Genomic DNA, 16,861 nt, shown 5'->3' on the forward strand with positions numbered 1-16,861 from the left:
CCGCAGGTCACGCGAAGGCCAGGGCCCCCCGGTAGAGTTGGGTCCGGTAGCAAATCGTCAGGAGGGACGCCGGTGGCACGGGTGGTCGTCAATGTGATGCCCAAAGCGGAGATTCTCGACCCGCAGGGACAGGCGATTGTCGGCGCGCTGGGCCGACTCGGCCATCCCGGAATTTCAGACGTCCGGCAAGGCAAAAGGTTTGAGCTGGAAATCGACGATTCCGTCGATGATTCCGCGCTCGCCGAAATCGCGGAATCCTTGCTGGCCAACACCGTGATCGAGGACTGGTCCATCAGCCGGGAAGCGCTGTGAGCGCGCGGATCGGCGTCATCACCTTCCCCGGGACACTCGACGACGTCGACGCCGCTCGCGCGGTGCGCCGCGTCGGCGCGGAGGCGGTCAGCCTCTGGCATGCCGACGCCGACCTGAAGAAGGTTGACGCGGTGGTGGTGCCGGGCGGTTTTTCCTACGGCGACTACCTGCGGGCCGGCGCGATCGCCAGGTTCGCCCCGGTGATGTCCGAAGTGATCCACGCTGCACGCGCAGGAATGCCGGTGTTGGGAATTTGCAACGGCTTTCAGGTGCTCTGCGAGAGCAGGCTGCTGCCGGGGGCGCTGGCTCGCAACGCGGGTCTGCACTTCGTCTGCCGCGACGTGTGGTTGCGGGTCGCCTCCAACACGACCTCATGGACGTCACGCTTCGCTGCCGACGCCGATCTGCTGATTCCGCTCAAATCGGGTGAAGGGCGCTATGTCGCGCCGGACGATGTGCTCGACGAACTCGAGGGCGAGGGACGCGTGGTGTTTCGCTACCACGACAACATCAACGGTTCGATGCGCGGCATCGCGGGGATCAGCTCGGCCAACGGTCGGGTGGTCGGGCTGATGCCGCATCCCGAGCATGCGATCGAGGCGTTGACGGGGCCGTCCGACGACGGGTTGGGGCTGTTCTATTCAGCCCTGGACGCCGTCTTGACTGCCTGACCCTACCGAAATGCCTGCGGCTCTGCGTAATTCGGCGAATGCTTCGGTCATCGCATCCGTTGCCTCGTGTGGATCGTTAAAGGTCTGGTCATCGGTGAGCACCGCGATCCCGAGCTGATCGACGTAGCTCCACACCGTGATGTTGACTGGGGCCCCCGGCGAGAGCACTCCGGTGGAGTAGATCTCGGTCACCGCGGCGCCGCCGAAATGCCCGCGCTTGCGCGGGCCCACCACGCTGGACACCGCCACATTCATCAGCCGGTTGGGCATGTCATGCTGACCGAGCCAGCGAAACGCGGTCGGGGCGAACGCCGTCGGCAGATACGCCATCATCCGGCCGTAGAGTGCCGGGCCCATGATCTCGTGGTCCTCTTTGGCAATCGAGGTCGCCAGCGAAACCAGCCGTGCCCGCTTGGCGGGGTCGTCGATGTGCACCGGCAGCGAGATCATCAGCCCGCTGATCTCGTTGCCGGTGATGCGTTGGGACTTGTCGGTCGCGGTGGGCACCGATGCTATGAGCGGCCGGTCGGCCCGGCCGTCGTAGTTCAACAACAGCGTGCGCAAGCCCCCGGTCGCAATCGCCAGTACCGTGTCGTTGACGGTGATGCCCAACGCCTTGGCCGTTGCCTTGACGTCGGCCAGCGGCAGCGGCGCGCTGGCGAACCGTCGCTGCGGGGATACCACGTGATTCAGGAAGGTCCGCGGTGCGTCGAAGGTCTCGGCGAGATCGGGATGTTGGCCCCGTTGCTTCCAGCGACGCCGCACCCGGCGCATGCCCAGCGCCACGTCCCGGATCAGGCCGGGTAGCTCGGCGATTTGCCGGACGTGATCTCGCGCTGCGGCACGCAGCAGCTCGCTCGTTGTCGCGGTGTGCCCCGCCTGGTCATTGTCATGTTCGTCTTGTGCCGAGCCCTCGATATCCATCGCGCGGGCGAGCAGGTTGACCGAGGCCACGCCGTCGGCCAACGCGTGGTGGATCTTTCCGATCAGCGCGTATCGGCCCCCGGCGAGCCCCTCGGCGAAGTGGAATTCCCACAGCGGGTGGTTGCGATCAAGCGGCGTGGAGGCCACCCGCCCGATGACTTCATCGAGTTGGCGGCGGCCACCCGGCGCCGGCACCTGTACTTGACGCAGGTGGTAGTCCAGGTCGAGGTCGCAATCTTCCTGCCACATCGGGTGATGGAGCTGCCAGGGGATATCGACGAGCTTGTAGCGCAACGGTTCGAGCAGATGCAGCCGGCGCAGCACGTGGCGTTGAAAAGCCGCGAAGTTGAAGTCGCCGTCGCAGCCGGACGGGTCGAGGATCGCCACCTTGAGTGTGTGCGTGTGCAGGTTCGGCGTCTCGCTGTAAAGGAGCATGGCGTCCATGCCGTTGAGTCTTTTCACCCGCCCCCGTCTCGCCGTCCCGACGCGACCTGATCCAACTATGCCGCAGTGCATCCAAGTTTGCTACGGGTCGGTTTCGCATCTCCGTCGCGGTGCGAGGCAGTGAGAGGGGCGGCCTCTTTCGAGTTAGGAGATGAGTCGTTGTCAGGGCCGCTGCCGACGGACACGATTCGTAGAAGGGGGGGGAAGCCAATGAGTCGAAAAGACAACGGTCTTGAGGGCCGAGTCGCGCTCGTGACCGGGGCAGCGCGCGGGCAGGGTCGCGCCCACGCGGCGCGGCTTGCTGGCGAAGGTGCCGACATCGTCGCCGTCGATGTCTGCGCTCCGGTATCCAGCACCGTTCGGTACCCACCCGCCACTTCCGCGGACTTGGTGGAGACGGCGCGGACGGTAGAAGACTTGGGCCGCAAAGTGCTGACCCGCGAGGTCGATATTCGCCAGTTGGGCGACATGCAGCAGCTGGTCGACGACGCAGTCAAGCAATTCGGCCGACTCGATGTCGTGGTCGCCAACGCCGGGATATTGAGCTTCGGCCGATTGTGGGAGCTCTCCGAAGAGCACTGGGACACCGTCATCGACGTCAACCTCAGCGGCACATGGCGAACCTTGCGCGCCACCGTCCCGGCAATGATCGAGCTGGGTAACGGCGGTTCGATTATCGTCATCAGCTCGACCACCGGCCTGAAGGCCACGCCCGGTAACGGGCACTACTCGGCGGCCAAGCATGGTCTGGTCGGGCTCACCAACGCCTTGGCGGTGGAATTGGGCGAATACGGCATCCGCGTCAACTCGGTGCACCCATACGCGGTGAGCACGCCGATGAACAGCTCCGATGAGATGCTGACGCTTCTGTCCCAGCATCCGTCCTATCTGCACAGTCTCTCGCCGATGCCGTACCGCGCGCTTGGGGCTCCGGAAGAGTTCATGGCTCCCGAGGACATCGCGGATGTCGTCGCCTGGCTTGCCGGGGACGGATCGATAAACATGTCCGGCAGTCAGATCGTGGTGGATCGCGGGCACCTGAAGCACTAGGCGCCGCGCCGTCAGCCCAGAATGGGAAACCTGCGCTGGTCCGCCAGCCGCCTGAGCGCGGCCTCCATCACCCGACGCACGTGAGCATCCACCTCGTCGACGTCGGCGTCTTTGCCGAACCGCGCACCGATGTCGATAGGCTCGAGCACCTCGGTGACGATCTTGGCGGGCAGCGGCAGGTTCGGCGGGAAGATGACACTGAATCCGAATGGGAAGCCGAAGCTGAGCGGCAAGATGTCCACCCGGGCTTTCGTGATTCCCAGCTTGCGGGCCAGCCAATTGCCGCGGGTCAGGAAAAACTGGGTCTCCTGCCCACCGATCGAGACAGTCGGCACGATCGGCACCTCGGCCTCGATGGCGGTCCGCACGTAGCCGGTACGACCGTTGAAGTCGATCGTATTAGCGCTCAGTGTGGGACGGTAGGAATCGTAGTCACCGCCGGGGAAGACGAGCACGACTGCGCCGGAACGCAATGCCGCAGCGGCATTTTCACGACTGGCCTCGATGACGCCCACGCGGCGCAGCCAGCCGTCCATCGGGCCCATGAACACCCCGTAGTGGGCCAGGGTGTAGACCGGGCGGTCGTAACCGAACTTGTCGTAATACGCCGACGAAAAGATCATCACGTCCGGGGTGAACATGCCGCCGGAGTGATTGGACACCACGAGCGCACCGCCGGTCGCAGGAAGGTTGTCCAGGTTTCGCACTTCGGCGCGATACCAGCGGTTGACCACGGGTCCGATGGTGTTCCCGACCTGTTCGGTGAACAGAGGGTCCCATTTAGCGGTCTCATGCGTCGCCGGTTCGGCGTCGGCCATGGTCATTCCCCCGCGGTCTGTGTTGCCAGTAGTTGGCGGCGCGAGGCCGTCCCCGGGCCGCAGCGCATGTGACATAGAGTACTCTCAGTTTTAGAGAATGCTATATCCGTTTGCTGGGGCGGCGGCATCGCGGGGAATATGCCCGACGCTGTTCTGGTCCCGGTGGCTTCGGACGGGTCGGAGCGTAATTCGTGCCTTAATTCTTCAATCACCTTGCCACCCAGCCGAATTCATCCGGCGGCTACGCCGACCGTGCGCGGTGATCCGTTACGAGTTCAACCCGCGTCCGGGCCCGAGTGAGGGCTCTCACCCGGCGTCCCGCAGCAACGGCTCCTGCGGGCACTCGGGGACACAGCTCAGCTCGGCGAAGAATTCGATCGCGGCCGCGATGCTGTGGTCGACGTGCGTCGCGAACTCGTCGAACTCGATGGGTTCGCGGACCCTCCGAGAGTTACGCGCCACGACGCCGACCCGCCGCGGATCGGAGGATCCATGAACGGTCGCGATGACTGCTCGGCTCTTGTGATTCCACGAATCGGCGAGGTCGGCCAGCCGCGCGCTGTCGCCCACCGGGAAGAAGCAACCAGGAGTCACTTGGATCGTGAATTCATCACTGTGCCAACGGGAGATGCCGAGGTGGACATGCAACCGCCGCGGGCGGGTATTGGCCACGTAAAAGAACTCCCCGTCGTGCTGGCCGCGAAAATACCGGCTGCCGCGGGTGCACAGGTAACGTTCGATCAGATCGGCGGACAGCGCCTCAGTCGTCATGGAATCAATGCTGAGACCTGCGCCTTTGCGGATCCTTGGAGCCAAGCAGTGGGTCAGCCAAGAATCTGTTGAGAGTTTGCTGAGTATAACGATTCAGTCACGCGCACAACGGAATACAGCTACCCAATCGTGACGTTCTGACGCCGGCGGGTAGAGCCGCATCGGGCCCGCGCCGCGGCAGGTCGTGCTGCGACGCATTAGCGTACGAGGGATGAGTATGGGATTCACCGTGAACCGGTTCGACCATATCGTGATCAACTGCAACGACGTCGAAGCTACCGCCGCGTGGTATGAGCGGGTGTTGGGCATGAAAAAAGAGACCTTCGGGCCGTCGAACAGAACCGCGCTGGTCTTCGGGAATCAGAAGATCAACCTTCGGCCCCTGGGCGCCCTGGCCGACGATCCCGACTGGGTCACCGGGGCCGTGGAAGCGCCAGGCTCCGAAGACCTCTGCTTCATCACCGACACCGCTCCGGACGACGTGCGCGCTCATCTCATCGAGTGTGGAGTCGAGATCACTGCCGGTCCGGTCACCAAGACCGGTGCACTGGGACCGATGACCTCGCACTATTGCCGGGATATCGACGGGAACCTGGTCGAAATCGCCGTCTACTGACCGTTTTCCAGGGGGTACAGGGCGGGCAGGTTGACAACGATGGCTTCCTGTGTGCTGCGGGCGATCACGACCTCGGCCTGCTCGTCCGGGCGGGGATTTTCTTCGCGGTGCGGCAGGTAGGGCGGGATGAAGACGTAGTCGCCGGGGGCGGTCGCGATGCGCACCTCGTCGACTCCGTCGTGAAACACGAACTCCGGGTGTCCACTGCGCACGTAGATCGCCGTCTCGGAGTCGCCGTGATGGTGGTTGTCGGAGACGGTGTTCGGTAGCGCGTGAGTCTCACCCATCCATAGCTTCTCAGCGCCGACCGACTTGCCGTTGAGGGCCGCGAACCGCCGCAGGCCTTCCGATTGTGCGGTGTCGGTGCTGATGTCGGACGCCTTGATGTGGTGTACCCGGCTGCGCAGTGGGCTTTGTTCGGTGTCGTCGAAATCGGGGTGAAAACCGTCCGCGGTTGCCATTTGCGCTCCTGTCGCTAGTCTGAATTTCGGTAGGCCTCAAGAAGTTTCAGCCACAGTTCACTGATCGTCGGGAAGCAGGGCACCGCATGCCACAGCCGGGCGATGGGAACCTGACCGGCGACCGCGATGGTGGCCGAGTGCAACATTTCGGTGGCACCGGGACCGACCAATGTAACCCCAAGTAGATAGCGCTGATCTTCATCGACCACCATACGCGCTCGGCCACTATAGCCGTCGGCATAAAGCTTGGCGCCCATGACAACTTCACCGATTTCGACGTCGACGGTGCGGACCCGATGCCCGGCCTGCACCGCCTGCTCAGCGGTCAGTCCGACGGCGGCTGCCTCGGGGTCGGTGAAGAATGCCTGGGGTACCGCATGGTGGTCGGCCGTTGTGGCATGCGTACCCCACGGCGCGGTGTCCAACGGCTTTCCGGCGGCACGTGCGGCGATCGCGGCACCGGCGATACGGGCCTGGTACTTGCCCTGGTGAGTCAGCAACGCTCGGTGATTGACATCGCCCGCCGCATAGAGCCAACCGTCCTGGACAGCCTGCACTCGGCAGGTGTCGTCGACATCGAGCCAGCTGCCCGGGGTCAGCCCTACTGTTTCCAGGCCGATGTCGTCGGTGAGCGGTGCCCGGCCCGTGGCGAAGAGCACCTCGTCGACCGTAATGTCGGTGCCGTCGTCGAGCTCGACAGTGACCGGGCCCGCCGCCTCGGGCCGCCGAAGCGCGCGTAGGGTGACTCCCACCCGCACATCGACACCCGCGTCGGTGAGGCCGCACCGGATGCGTTCGCCGACAAACGGTTCCATTCGCGGCAGCAAGCCGGATCCTCGAACCAGCAGAGTTACCGCGGATCCCAATCCCTGCCAGGCGGTTGCCATTTCGACGCCGACACCACCGGCCCCGACGATCGCTAGTCGCCCCGGCACGGTGCTGCTATCGGTTGCTTGACGGTTCGTCCACGGCCGCGCCTCGACGATGCCCGGCAAGTCGGGAAGCGCGGCCCGACTACCGGTGCATACGACTACCGCATGCTGGGCATCGAGGGTGATCTCCCCGTCGGACGACGACACGGTGACCCGCCGGGGCCCATTGAGCCGGCCGTGCCCGCGTACCAGGGTCGCGCCGATTCCGCTGACCCAGTCGGCCTGGCCGGTGTCATCCCAATCGGTCACATAGCGATTGCGGCGCCCGAACACCCCCAGCGGGTCGATCGGACCGGTGACAGCCTCGCGTGCGCCGTCAACCCGCCCGACGTCGGCCAGGGCAAGGACGGGCCGCAACAGTGCCTTGCTCGGCACGCACGCCCAGTACGAGCATTCACCGCCGACGAGTTCGCGCTCGACGACCGCGACCCGCAGGCCCCCGGAGCGGGCACGTTCGGCGGCGTTCTGGCCCACCGGTCCGGCGCCGAGCACCACCACGTCGAATTCGTTGCTGGGTGTCATGTTCTCGCTTTCGGTGGGCCTGTTTGCGTCGATCGGCGGTCGGTTAAGAGGCCCCGGCGGCGAGCTGCTCGGCTAGCTGTCGCAGGTCACTTGCGACCAGGGTCGGTTGGGGCAGGCCGTCGACCGGCAGTGGGGGGTTGCCCGGTCGCGTGATCAGGGCGGTGCTGAAGCCGACGTTCTGCGCGCCGAGCAGATCCCACACATGGGCGGCCACCATCATGCAATCGGCGGGATCCACGTCGAGGGACTGGCAGGCGTGTTGGTAGACCGCGGGAGACGGCTTGAATGCACGACAGGAGTCCACGCTGAGCTGCCGCTCGAAGAATCCGGCGAGTCCCGCATGCTCGAGGGGTGTCGTTGCACCGGGGCGGTGTGGCGAATTCGTTAGCGTAACAAGCCGAAAACCGTTGTTTCGCAATGCCACAAGGCCTTCTTCGACGTCCGGATGGGCGGGCATCGTTCTCATGTGCGCGTGTAGGCGGTCGACCTGTTCGTCGGTGATGTCGACAGCGTGGGCATCGGCCAGCATGCGCAGGACGCCTTGGCCGAGCGTGAAGAAGTCGACATAGCGCTCGGCCAGCGTGATCGTCATCGAGTACATCACGAGTTGGCCGAACCATTCGCGCAGCACTTTCTCGTCACCGAACAGTTCGCCGAAAAGCGGCGCTATCGATTCGACATCAATGAGTGTCTCGTTGACGTCGAAAACAAGTACCGATGGTGTCGTCCGCATGACTATTGCTGCGCCTCCTGATGATCCGGAATGTCCGGCCGTATGTATCCGATCAGACACAGACATATCAACGCCATCGCGACGGCCGGCCAGCGGAGTGCGACAACCGCAGCTGTCGCGAAGACGAAGATCGTGAGGAATGACCTCATCCGCAGCAGCCTGCGCAACCGATGCGAAACATCCTCATGGGCGGGACGGTCGATGACCTCGGTGCACAACGCAATGTAGGTGATGTTGACCAGGACGAACACCGAGGCATACAAGACCACCGGTGCGTCGGCCAACCGGCTGTCGGCGATCCATTCGGTGGTGAACGGGATCAGCGACACCGAGAAGAGGTGCGCGAAATTGGACCACACCAGCCGCGGTGTTGCGCTCTGGGCGTAGCCGAACAGATGGTGATGGTTGACCCAGACGATCGCAATGAACACGTAGCTGACTACGTAGCTCAGCCCCGTCGGCCACAGCGGCAACAACGCGTCGATGCTGGGTGCACTGGGCGGCTTGAGTTCGAGCACCAGAATGGTGATGAGCACCGCGAAGACGCCGTCGGAGAATGCCTGCACTCGCTCCGCGCTGACTTTGCGTGCAGCCACCGTGACCTCCCGTCGCGTCGCGTTTCACTCTGGCCGACGGTCTGCCAGCGGCGGCTCGCCGAGCACCTCATCGATGTCGAGTCCCCGGTCGACGCCGTGCGGGACGACGGTTTGACCCGGTTCGAGGTGCAGCCGTTTGTCGTCGAGGCACACCTCGATCTTGTCGGGCTCGAAGGACACCAGGTTGCGCACCCGAGAAACCTCGGCCCAGGCATTGACATAGGACCAGGCGGCGCGCTTGTGGGCGCCGATATCGTAGTAAGAGGCGATTCCCTTGTAAGGGCAGAATGTCTGTCCATCAACGGGTTTGAGTGCCGAGTCGTCGATGTCGTCACGTGGCACGTACCAACGCGGCGCAAAGCCGGATTCGTACAGAGCCAACGGGCGGTGTGTGTCGGCGACCACCCGATCGGCGTCTCGAACCACCAGATGCCGTGAGGTGGAGCGAATGTCGATGCGATGATAGGCGTCGGCCGCATGCCCAACGATGCGCTCGTCTTCCTCGAAGAAGGCGTCCACGGCACGCCACGCGAAGGCCACACGTCCGCCGAGAATCGCGGCATGGTGGGGCAGGGCGATGTGCTGCCACGCCGCGTGCGTGGCCTCCCGCCCGGGGACCCGCACGGTGAACCATTGAGTGTCGCCGAGGTCTTGGTGCTGGGTCACGCGGCCCTCGGAGAGCAGGATGCCCCCTGCCACGTCGTCCACCGGGAAATACGCGACGGGATAGCGGCCGGGCTCGTGCAGTAGCACCACGTCCTGGCTGTCGGCGATCCATCGGTCCGCAAAGCGGACGCGCATGCGGCGACGTAACGGCTCTGCGTAAAGTAGCCGGGGCGGCAGCGGCTGCGGAGTCAAGAAGTGGCCGACCGACCCGGTGGCCAGCGGGCCTTGCTGCCATGCCAACCCCATCTTCGCCGCCACCCTTCGCTGAATACCTTGTCAGAGCCGATATTTCGTGAACTTTTAGTCCATGACGACGACCATTTTTCCGCCGGCTTCTCCGGCCTCCATCATGCGGTGTGCCTCGTGAATCTGGTCGAAAGAGAAGACGTGTGACGGCGTTGCATCGAGCTTGCCCTCCGCCACCTGCCGTGCGATGTCCTGCAAGGGCACGTCGGACAGAGGGAAGCCGGGTGTGCCGAACACGAAGCTACCGAAGAAGTTCAGGTTGACCCCACTGGCCATGCGCAGCAGCGGGTTGAAGTCGCCGATCGGATCGAGGCCGCCCAGCCATCCGGCGAGGCACGCAGTGCCACCGCGGCGCAGCATGTCCAGCGAGTCGAGAATCGTGCTGTTGCCCACCAGGTCCAGCACGGCATCGATCCGTTTGGATTCGGCAATGTGGGCGGCAAGGTCAGGTCTTTCCTGCTCGACGCGGGAGGCGCCCAGGCCTTCGAGTGTCGCAAAGCGCTTCGGATTACGCGCGGTGGCAATCACATTCGCGCCGGCGGCCACCGCCATCTTGAGCGCCGCCTGGCCGAATGATGATGTGGCGCCGCGCAACACCAGCGTTTGTCCGGCCTTGAGATCGAGGTTGCGAAACAGGCACGTCCACGCTACCGCGTAGGTCTCAGGGAGCGCGGCCAGTTGCGACCACGGCAGCTCGGATTCGATGAGCGCAACGTTGGCCGCCCGTACCCGCGTGTATTGGGCGTAACTACCGTTGATCGTTCGTCCCAGACCGCCCATGAGCGCGGCGACCTTGGCGCCGACCGGAAATTCCCCGCTCGGGCAGGAATCGACGATCCCGACACATTCGATCCCGCTGACTTCCGCGGCCTCGGCCCACTCGCCACGGCGCATGTGCAGCTCGGCATGGTTGATCCCGAATCCCTTCACCTCGATCACCACCTCGCCGTCCTTGGGTCGCGGCTTAGGGATTTCGGTATAGACCAGACTGTCGAGCCCGCCGAACCCTGCCAAGATGATGGCGCGCATGTTTTCCCCGCCGGGTTGCTCCCGCACCACTGCTGGAGCGGTCGGCAATGTGCCGCTGGTGGTGGTGCTCATAGCAATGCCTCTTTCCGACTCGTCGGGCAGACGGTGATAGCGACGCACGCGGCAATAATGGGCCGGCCAACCCAGTAATTATGGGCTGGGAGACCCACAATGTCCAGCGCTGACAGGGGACGGTCAGGATTTGCGTCGCTGCCGAGATCGGCCCCGTTTGCCCGGCTCGGTGGTGAAGGAGCGCACGTAGTCGACGGCCGCGGTGACCGCCACCCGCAGCGGTTCGGCATCGCCGGTGGCATGGGTAATCATGGCCCCGCCCTGATGCGCGCTGACCAGCGACGCGGCCAGATGCCGGGGATCGGCATCGGGCCGAAGTTCCCCGCGCCGACGCATGGTTGTCAGGCCGGTCCGGAACAGTTCAAGCCACCGGTCGTAGCCGTAGGCCAGGTCGTCGCGTACTTCGTCGTCGGCTTCGATCAATTCGCCAGCCAGCGACCCATAGACGCACCCACCCACTCGGTACACCCTGTCGATGTCGTCAATGCAGGCATCGGCCCACGCTTGCAGTGCGTCGATGCTGTCGAGCGCGGCGAGCCGCGGTTGGGTGTGGAACTTGATGACATCGTCGCGGCGCGCGGCGATGACCTCGCGGGTCAAGTCGCGCTTGTCGCGGAAGTAGTGCGAGATCTGTGACCCACTCACCGCCGCGGTGCGGCGCACGTCTTCGATGCTTGTGTTGGCTACTCCCCGCTCGAACATCAACTTGGCCGCGGCCTTGATGATGCGGTTGCGCGTCGCCTGTCCCTTGCGGGTGAACCGAGGCTTCGCATCGTCGATCACGTTGCGGCCCTCGGACTTACCCGGCGGACCCGAGGGCGCCGGGCAGGGCGCGGCTTGCGCTCGTCGGGGTCGGTAGCGAACATGCGCAAGTAGTTGACCGCGAAGCGCGTGGCGTCGGCGTGCGGCCACTCCGCTCGATAGGTGAAGGCCATCGTGCCGCCCCCTTGGTGCGCGGCGACGATGGCGAGGGCCAGCCGTCGCGGATCGGCGCCGGGCATCAGGGCGCCGTTGCCCTTCATGCGCTGGATCGCGGATTCGAGCAACTCCACCCACTGCCAATAGCCGGCCGCCAAGGTGGCGCGCGTCGTGTTGTCGGACTTGGCCAACTGAGCGGCCAGCGCGTGGTAGGTGGGAGTGCCGCCGGAGGTCCCGATGCGTCGCAGGTAGCGCATGTTGAGATCGATCCATCGCTCGAAGTCGTCGAACGAGTCCAGATCGCCGAGGCTGGGCTGGCGATGGAAGTCGAGCACCACGGCGATCTGACGTCTGATCACCTCGCGGATCAGGGCGCCCTTGTCGGCGAAGTAGTGGGCGAGCTGCGACCCGCTGACCGACGCGGCCCTGCGCACTTTTTCCATGTTCGCCGCCGACAGCCCCTCGCTGACGATCAGCTGGGCGGCGGCCTGGACAATCCTGTCGCGGGTCGCCCGCCCCTTGGCGGTCAACCGTCGTTCATCATGGACCTCGGGATGGGCCATCGCGTCAGGCTAACCCGGTGACGCCCCCGATTATGGGATCTCCAGCCCATTGCTTCGCGGGTGCGCCGTTGGCGTCAGACGGGCATGTGTTGCGCGAGGAATGCGCGAATGAGGACAGTCGCCTCGTCGAGTGCCGACTCCAGCAGGAAATGCCCGCCGTCTAGCAGATGGATCTGCGCGTCGGGCAGGTCGTCGGCGAATGCTTCGGCTCCGGCCGGCCCGAAGATCTTGTCGCCGCGTCCCCACACTGCGAGCAGCGGAACTTGGCTAATGCGGAAGTACTCGTGCACCCGCGGGTACATCGGCGCATTGGTGGCGTAATCCCGAAACAGTGTCAACTGCACCAGATCATTGCCGGGTCGGGACAAGAGCGCGTAGTCGTGATGCCAGCATTCGGGATCGACCACCGTCTCGTCGTCCACCCCGGTGACGTACTGCCATCGGGTCGCGTCCAACGTGAGGAACCCGCGCAGCGGGGCCTCGGTCTCGGCGGTCTGCTCCGTTTGGTAGGCCGTTACGGCGTTCCAGAAGTCCGGCACGAAACCGGCGTCGTACGCATTGCCGTTCTGAGTGATGATCGCCGCGATGGCGGAGGGATCCCGCAGCGCCAGCCGCCAGCCGATCGGGGCGCCGTAATCCTGGACGTATATGGCATAGCGGACGATGCCGAGGCTGCCCAACAGGGCCGCCGTCAGTTCGGCGAGCGCATCGAAGGTGTAGTCGAACTCCGTGACCGCCGGGGCGTCGGAAAATCCGAAGCCGAGGTGATCCGGAGCGATCACGTGGTAGCGGTCGGCGAGCGCGGGAATCAGATTTCGAAACATGAACGAGCTGGTCGGAAATCCATGCAGGAGCACCAGTACGGGTGCTGCGGAGTCGCCGGCTTCCCGGAAAAACAATCGATGACCGTCGACGACGATGTAGCGATGATGAACAACCGGCATAAGGTTCCTCCTGACGAGATGTTCTGGGATGTGCATCCCAGTATGCACCCGCAGGGGTGGCCCGCAATAGTGTGCATCGGTTGACCGTGCCTCCAGCACAGAGATATTCTGGGCTGTACATCCCATTTAGGGCCCTTGCGTCGAGGAGTAAGCGTGGGTAACTCGTTGCAAGACAAGACTGTTCTGGTGGTCGGCCGGGGCAGCGGCATCGCCAGAGCGGTCGCTTTGCTGGCGCAGTCGGAGGGCGGGCGCGTCATCGCCGCCGGGCGGGACCGAGCCAAACTTGACAATGCCTATCGTGACACCGCCATCACCGCTGAAACTATCGATCTCGCCGAGGATTCCTCGATCGCCGCGCTTGCCGAGCGCGTGGGCGCCGTGGATCACGTGATATCGACGGCCTCTGCGCGGGCCCGGGGAAAGCTCGCCGACCTCGAGCGCCGAAACCTTCAATTATCCTTCGACACCAAGGTCATCGGCCCCGCCATGCTGGCCAAACACTTTGCCTCCCAGATAAATCCGGGCGGTTCGTTGGTGCTGTTTTCCGGTGTGCACGCCTTCAAACTCAACGTCGGGTACCTCGGGGTGGGTGTGACTAACGGCGCCGTCGACTTTCTCGCCCGCTGGCTGGCCGTCGAACTTGCACCGATCAGGGTCAACGCGATTTCGCCGGGCGTCATTGACACCGGCGCGTGGGACGCTCTCGGCGACGAGGGTAAGCGAGACTATTTCCGGCACATCGCCGCCACCAATCCGGCGGGACGGATCGGGACCGTCCAAGACGTGGCCAGTGCGGTGTTGTTCAGCATGACAAACACCTTCATGACCGGGATGACATTGAAAGTCGACGGCGGCGAACCGCTGATTTAGGCTCTCCCCGGGGCAAGGCCGGTCTGAACATCGACGACGACGGTCAAAGAGATCCGCTGCCTCAGGCGGCAATTGCCCGCTCACCGCCGGTCGCGTTCAACACCGCGCCGTTGACGTAGCTGGCCTCCGGGCAGGCGAGAAAGACGACCGCGCGGGCGATCTCGTGCGGGTCGGCCGGCCGACCCAATGCGGTGGTCGCCGCGACCGCCTTCAACATGCCCGGATAGACGGCGACGCCGGGCGTATCTGTCGGTCCGACGGCGATCGCGTTCACCCGGACACTCGCCTTGCCGAACTCGTCGGCCCACACCTTCGTCAGCAGTTCCAGCCCGGCTTTGGTGGCTCCGTAGATGCCTGCGCCGGCGGCCGGAATGGACGCGGCGACGGTGCTGAGATTGACCACCGCGCCGTGGCCACGTTCGGCCATGCCCGGCACCAGCTGCCGAACCAGCAGGTAGGGAGCCCGCAAGTTGACGTGGACGTGTTCGTTGAACTTTGTGTCGTCGGTATTCACGGTCTCACCGAACTGATAGATGCCGGTGTTATTGATCACCGGCGTCAACGGTTCCGGCGTCGGCGGCGAGCCGCCGCACGTCATCGGCGTCGTTGAGGTCCGCGGCGACGAAATGTGATGTGCCGCCAACGTTCTCGATGTCCCGGACGACCTTGGCGCCGCGTTCGGCGCTACGCCCATGCACCACGACGTCAGCACCAAGCCTGGCCAGTTCCCATGCGACCTCGCGGCCGATGCCGGAGGTGGCACCCGCTACCAACGCCGTCGAGCCGGCGAATGTTGTAGCCAACGGACCCTGCGTCCAAGAGGAGTTCACCAACCCCGCGTCAGCAGTAGCCCGGTTGGTTTTATTCCGGAGCCCCCAGCGGTACCGACGCCTCGGCGGTGTAGCACAAGAAGGTCATGGTTTCCTGCAGGTAGAGCTGAACGGAGTCCGCGTCGTGGGCGGTGTAGCCGATCGAGACATCGGTGCCCAGCTGCAAATCGAAGTCGCCGCCGCGCGTGGTCAATACGAAGGCGCCGTCGATGGCGGGTGCCCAGATGATGTCACCGGGGACCAGCCGGTCGATGTGTTCAAGGATCGGATATCCATGTTCGGTGGTCTCGCTGACCTTCGTGTACACGTCCGCGGACAACAGCACCGAGTAAGGGCCGTCGACGCCGGCTAGCCGCAGCTCCGAGATCGCCTGGGTGATGACGTCGGGTATTTCGCGTGGGTCGGCGGGCAACGTCAGCGGCTTGTTGGAACTGGCTGATCGGATGCCCTCGATCTGCGCGGCCGGGTACCCCTCGAAGATGGCACGGTCCTCGACGAACGCCAATTTCTTGGCAGCCGCTTTGACCGGATCCCAGTCGGAATCCTGCGCACCCCGTTCCACGTTGTCGATCTCCGTGCGGGACAACGTGAACGGAACGCGCAGCCGCACGAGGGGATTGGCGGCACGTAGATGGGCGACCACACCATTGGTCGGCGCCTCGACATCGACCAGCCGGCCGGTGCTGATCGCCGCGGTCGTTGGGCCGCCGGGCTCGCTGACGTCGACCACGCGGCGCCCGGCGATGTGGCGTTTGAACGTCCGGGTGGCCTCCAATTCGATTTCGGCCCACGCCGCGTCGGTGATCGGAGCCAGTTCGCGGTAGAGGTTGTTCTTCATCAGTTCGGTCCTTTCAGACTGCCGATCGCAAGCGAGCCGTCGGTTGAAGCGAGGTCAGCGGGCGGTGTAGCCGGGGTATCGAGAGAGCTGGGCAGCGGTGGCGGATCATTGAGGAAGTCAACGGTGGGGGAGAAGAACAAACCACCGGTGACGGCGGTGGAGAAATCCAAGATGCGGTCGGTGTTGCCCGGCGGGTCACCGAGAAACATGTTGCGCAGCATCTGTTCCGTCACTTCGGGTGTGCGTGAGTATCCGATGAAGTAGGTACCGTACTCGCCCTTGCCGACCTCGCCGAACGGCATATTGTGCCGGATGATCTTCAGCTCAGTGCCGTTGTCGTCTTCAATGACATTCAGCGCAATGTGCGAGTTCGCCGGTTTGACGTCATCGTCAAGTTCGATGTCTTCGAGCTTGGTCCGGCCGATCACCATTTCTTGTTCGTCGACGGACAGCGACTCCCACGCCGCCATGTCGTGCACGTACTTCTGAATGTGCACGTAACACGACCCGGCGAAGTCGGGATCCTCGTCACCGACGGCACTCGCGCTGAGAGCGATTGCGCCATCAGGGTTTTCGGTGCCGTCGACGAAGCCCAGCAGATCGCGGTTGTCGAAGAACCGGAACCCGTGTACCTCGTCGACCACCGTCACGGCCCCGGCCATCAACTTGAGGATGCGGCCGGCGAGTTCGAAGCAGACGTCCATCGTCTCGGCGCGAATGTGGAAGATCAGATCGCCCGGAGTGGCCGGCGCAAAGTGCCGAGGGCCATTCAGTTCAGGAAACCGATGGAGCTCGGCGGGGCGCGGACCGGTGAACAGCCGATCCCAGGCATCCGAACCGATCGAGGCGATCACCGATAGCCGCTTGGACGGGTCACGGAAGCCGATGGCGCGCACCAACCCAGACAGGTCCGGCAGCGCGTCGTGCACCGTCGCCTCGCCGCCATCGTCGATGGTGACCACCAGAAAGATCGCGGCGGGCGTCAACGGCGCGAGGATGGGCTGCGGCTGAATCGACGGCACTCTGGTGACCTTA

21 protein-coding genes are annotated in these 16,861 nt (G+C 64.4%); 5 read left to right on the forward strand and 16 right to left on the reverse strand.

All coding sequences use genetic code 11. The annotated features are described in order from the left end of the window. The first annotated feature begins 72 nt into the window (after window positions 1–72). Window positions 73–312 (forward strand): phosphoribosylformylglycinamidine synthase subunit PurS, encoded by a 240-nt coding sequence (purS, locus tag G6N33_RS15195; protein ID WP_044508506.1) that lies wholly within the window; start codon window positions 73–75, stop codon window positions 310–312. Next, a complete protein-coding gene (gene purQ, locus G6N33_RS15200; protein ID WP_044508505.1) occupies window positions 309–983 on the forward strand; it encodes a phosphoribosylformylglycinamidine synthase subunit PurQ in 675 nt (224 codons plus the stop codon). Before purS ends, purQ begins: the two co-directional genes overlap by 4 nt. On the opposite strand, the gene G6N33_RS15205 is transcribed toward purQ, so the two are convergent. Continuing rightward, window positions 954–2,369, reverse strand: a complete 1,416-nt coding sequence (locus tag G6N33_RS15205; RefSeq protein ID WP_179962634.1) for a WS/DGAT/MGAT family O-acyltransferase — start codon at window positions 2,367–2,369, stop codon at window positions 954–956. The genes purQ and G6N33_RS15205 overlap by 30 nt on opposite strands. A gap of 192 nt (window positions 2,370–2,561) precedes the next feature. Between G6N33_RS15205 and G6N33_RS15210 the strand changes: the two genes are divergently transcribed. Next, window positions 2,562–3,401 carry a mycofactocin-coupled SDR family oxidoreductase gene (locus G6N33_RS15210; RefSeq protein ID WP_044508503.1) on the forward strand — a complete coding sequence of 280 codons (840 nt, stop codon included), beginning with the start codon at window positions 2,562–2,564 and terminating at the stop codon, window positions 3,399–3,401. Between the two features lie 11 nt (window positions 3,402–3,412). Here the strand turns inward: G6N33_RS15210 and G6N33_RS15215 are convergent, their stop codons facing one another. Next, window positions 3,413–4,225: a lysophospholipid acyltransferase family protein gene (locus G6N33_RS15215; protein WP_044508502.1), complete on the reverse strand. Its 813-nt coding sequence runs from the start codon at window positions 4,223–4,225 to the stop codon at window positions 3,413–3,415. A 300-nt stretch (window positions 4,226–4,525) separates the two neighbouring features. Next, window positions 4,526–4,990 (reverse strand): hypothetical protein, encoded by a 465-nt coding sequence (locus G6N33_RS15220; protein ID WP_044508501.1) that lies wholly within the window; start codon window positions 4,988–4,990, stop codon window positions 4,526–4,528. Window positions 4,991–5,207: 217 nt separating this feature from the next. Between G6N33_RS15220 and G6N33_RS15225 the strand changes: the two genes are divergently transcribed. Next, the gene (locus tag G6N33_RS15225; protein ID WP_044508500.1) at window positions 5,208–5,606 is read left to right on the forward strand and encodes a VOC family protein; all 399 of its coding nucleotides are present in this window, start codon (window positions 5,208–5,210) and stop codon (window positions 5,604–5,606) included. On the opposite strand, the gene G6N33_RS15230 is transcribed toward G6N33_RS15225, so the two are convergent. The 9 genes from G6N33_RS15230 to G6N33_RS15270 form a co-directional block, all read right to left on the reverse strand. Continuing rightward, window positions 5,600–6,067, reverse strand: a complete 468-nt coding sequence (locus G6N33_RS15230; protein ID WP_044508499.1) for a cupin domain-containing protein — start codon at window positions 6,065–6,067, stop codon at window positions 5,600–5,602. The genes G6N33_RS15225 and G6N33_RS15230 overlap by 7 nt on opposite strands. Before the next feature lie 14 nt (window positions 6,068–6,081). Then, on the reverse strand, window positions 6,082–7,521 hold the full coding sequence (locus G6N33_RS15235; RefSeq protein WP_044508498.1) for a dihydrolipoyl dehydrogenase family protein: 1,440 nt from the start codon (window positions 7,519–7,521) through the stop codon (window positions 6,082–6,084). A gap of 43 nt (window positions 7,522–7,564) precedes the next feature. Then, window positions 7,565–8,254: a haloacid dehalogenase type II gene (locus G6N33_RS15240; RefSeq protein WP_044508497.1), complete on the reverse strand. Its 690-nt coding sequence runs from the start codon at window positions 8,252–8,254 to the stop codon at window positions 7,565–7,567. Between the two features lie 2 nt (window positions 8,255–8,256). Beyond that, window positions 8,257–8,850, reverse strand: a complete 594-nt coding sequence (locus G6N33_RS15245; protein WP_231382492.1) for a TMEM175 family protein — start codon at window positions 8,848–8,850, stop codon at window positions 8,257–8,259. Between the two features lie 24 nt (window positions 8,851–8,874). Further along, window positions 8,875–9,762: a DUF427 domain-containing protein gene (locus G6N33_RS15250; RefSeq protein ID WP_044512439.1), complete on the reverse strand. Its 888-nt coding sequence runs from the start codon at window positions 9,760–9,762 to the stop codon at window positions 8,875–8,877. A gap of 54 nt (window positions 9,763–9,816) precedes the next feature. Further along, window positions 9,817–10,863 carry a zinc-binding alcohol dehydrogenase family protein gene (locus G6N33_RS15255; RefSeq protein WP_044508496.1) on the reverse strand — a complete coding sequence of 349 codons (1,047 nt, stop codon included), beginning with the start codon at window positions 10,861–10,863 and terminating at the stop codon, window positions 9,817–9,819. A 123-nt stretch (window positions 10,864–10,986) separates the two neighbouring features. Then, on the reverse strand, window positions 10,987–11,646 hold the full coding sequence (locus tag G6N33_RS15260; RefSeq protein WP_044508495.1) for a TetR/AcrR family transcriptional regulator: 660 nt from the start codon (window positions 11,644–11,646) through the stop codon (window positions 10,987–10,989). Next, complete coding sequence (locus tag G6N33_RS15265; RefSeq protein WP_044508494.1) at window positions 11,643–12,344, reverse strand: TetR/AcrR family transcriptional regulator; 702 nt, start codon at window positions 12,342–12,344, stop codon at window positions 11,643–11,645. Before G6N33_RS15265 ends, G6N33_RS15260 begins: the two co-directional genes overlap by 4 nt. Before the next feature lie 74 nt (window positions 12,345–12,418). Further along, window positions 12,419–13,288, reverse strand: a complete 870-nt coding sequence (locus tag G6N33_RS15270; protein ID WP_044508493.1) for an alpha/beta fold hydrolase — start codon at window positions 13,286–13,288, stop codon at window positions 12,419–12,421. Between the two features lie 153 nt (window positions 13,289–13,441). Here G6N33_RS15270 and G6N33_RS15275 point away from each other — a divergent pair, with 153 nt between their 5' ends. After that, window positions 13,442–14,158 (forward strand): SDR family oxidoreductase, encoded by a 717-nt coding sequence (locus tag G6N33_RS15275; protein WP_044508492.1) that lies wholly within the window; start codon window positions 13,442–13,444, stop codon window positions 14,156–14,158. A 61-nt stretch (window positions 14,159–14,219) separates the two neighbouring features. Here G6N33_RS15275 and G6N33_RS27750 read toward each other — a convergent pair whose 3' ends face one another. From G6N33_RS27750 to G6N33_RS15290, 4 genes are read right to left on the reverse strand one after another with little or no spacing between them, the layout of a single operon-like run. Next, a complete protein-coding gene (locus G6N33_RS27750; protein ID WP_269210869.1) occupies window positions 14,220–14,711 on the reverse strand; it encodes an SDR family NAD(P)-dependent oxidoreductase in 492 nt (163 codons plus the stop codon). After that, window positions 14,701–14,961, reverse strand: a complete 261-nt coding sequence (locus tag G6N33_RS27755; RefSeq protein ID WP_269210868.1) for an SDR family NAD(P)-dependent oxidoreductase — start codon at window positions 14,959–14,961, stop codon at window positions 14,701–14,703. Before G6N33_RS27755 ends, G6N33_RS27750 begins: the two co-directional genes overlap by 11 nt. A 58-nt stretch (window positions 14,962–15,019) precedes the next feature. Then, on the reverse strand, window positions 15,020–15,826 hold the full coding sequence (locus G6N33_RS15285) for a family 1 encapsulin nanocompartment shell protein (protein ID WP_044508491.1): 807 nt from the start codon (window positions 15,824–15,826) through the stop codon (window positions 15,020–15,022). After that, window positions 15,826–16,848 carry a Dyp-type peroxidase gene (locus tag G6N33_RS15290; protein ID WP_044508490.1) on the reverse strand — a complete coding sequence of 341 codons (1,023 nt, stop codon included), beginning with the start codon at window positions 16,846–16,848 and terminating at the stop codon, window positions 15,826–15,828. The genes G6N33_RS15285 and G6N33_RS15290 overlap by 1 nt, the downstream gene beginning before the upstream one ends. Window positions 16,849–16,861: the final 13 nt, after the last annotated feature.

It is taken from the genome of Mycobacterium simiae, assembly GCF_010727605.1.
Taxonomy (GTDB): Bacteria; Actinomycetota; Actinomycetes; order Mycobacteriales; family Mycobacteriaceae; genus Mycobacterium; species Mycobacterium simiae.

What these genes read in the sequence shown, in the direction of transcription:
- G6N33_RS15210 (WP_044508503.1), top strand. Translation starts at nt 2,562, where the DNA reads ATGAGTCGAAAAGACAACGGTCTTGAGGGCCGAGTCGCGCTCGTGACC.
- G6N33_RS15215 (WP_044508502.1), bottom strand. Translation starts at nt 4,225, where the DNA reads ATGACCATGGCCGACGCCGAACCGGCGACGCATGAGACCGCTAAATGG.
- G6N33_RS15220 (WP_044508501.1), bottom strand. Translation starts at nt 4,990, where the DNA reads ATGACGACTGAGGCGCTGTCCGCCGATCTGATCGAACGTTACCTGTGC.
- G6N33_RS15225 (WP_044508500.1), top strand. Translation starts at nt 5,208, where the DNA reads ATGGGATTCACCGTGAACCGGTTCGACCATATCGTGATCAACTGCAAC.
- G6N33_RS15230 (WP_044508499.1), bottom strand. Translation starts at nt 6,067, where the DNA reads ATGGCAACCGCGGACGGTTTTCACCCCGATTTCGACGACACCGAACAA.
- G6N33_RS15235 (WP_044508498.1), bottom strand. Translation starts at nt 7,521, where the DNA reads ATGACACCCAGCAACGAATTCGACGTGGTGGTGCTCGGCGCCGGACCG.
- G6N33_RS15240 (WP_044508497.1), bottom strand. Translation starts at nt 8,254, where the DNA reads ATGCGGACGACACCATCGGTACTTGTTTTCGACGTCAACGAGACACTC.
- G6N33_RS15250 (WP_044512439.1), bottom strand. Translation starts at nt 9,762, where the DNA reads ATGGGGTTGGCATGGCAGCAAGGCCCGCTGGCCACCGGGTCGGTCGGC.
- G6N33_RS15255 (WP_044508496.1), bottom strand. Translation starts at nt 10,863, where the DNA reads ATGAGCACCACCACCAGCGGCACATTGCCGACCGCTCCAGCAGTGGTG.
- G6N33_RS15265 (WP_044508494.1), bottom strand. Translation starts at nt 12,344, where the DNA reads ATGGCCCATCCCGAGGTCCATGATGAACGACGGTTGACCGCCAAGGGG.
- G6N33_RS15270 (WP_044508493.1), bottom strand. Translation starts at nt 13,288, where the DNA reads ATGCCGGTTGTTCATCATCGCTACATCGTCGTCGACGGTCATCGATTG.
- G6N33_RS15285 (WP_044508491.1), bottom strand. Translation starts at nt 15,826, where the DNA reads ATGAAGAACAACCTCTACCGCGAACTGGCTCCGATCACCGACGCGGCG.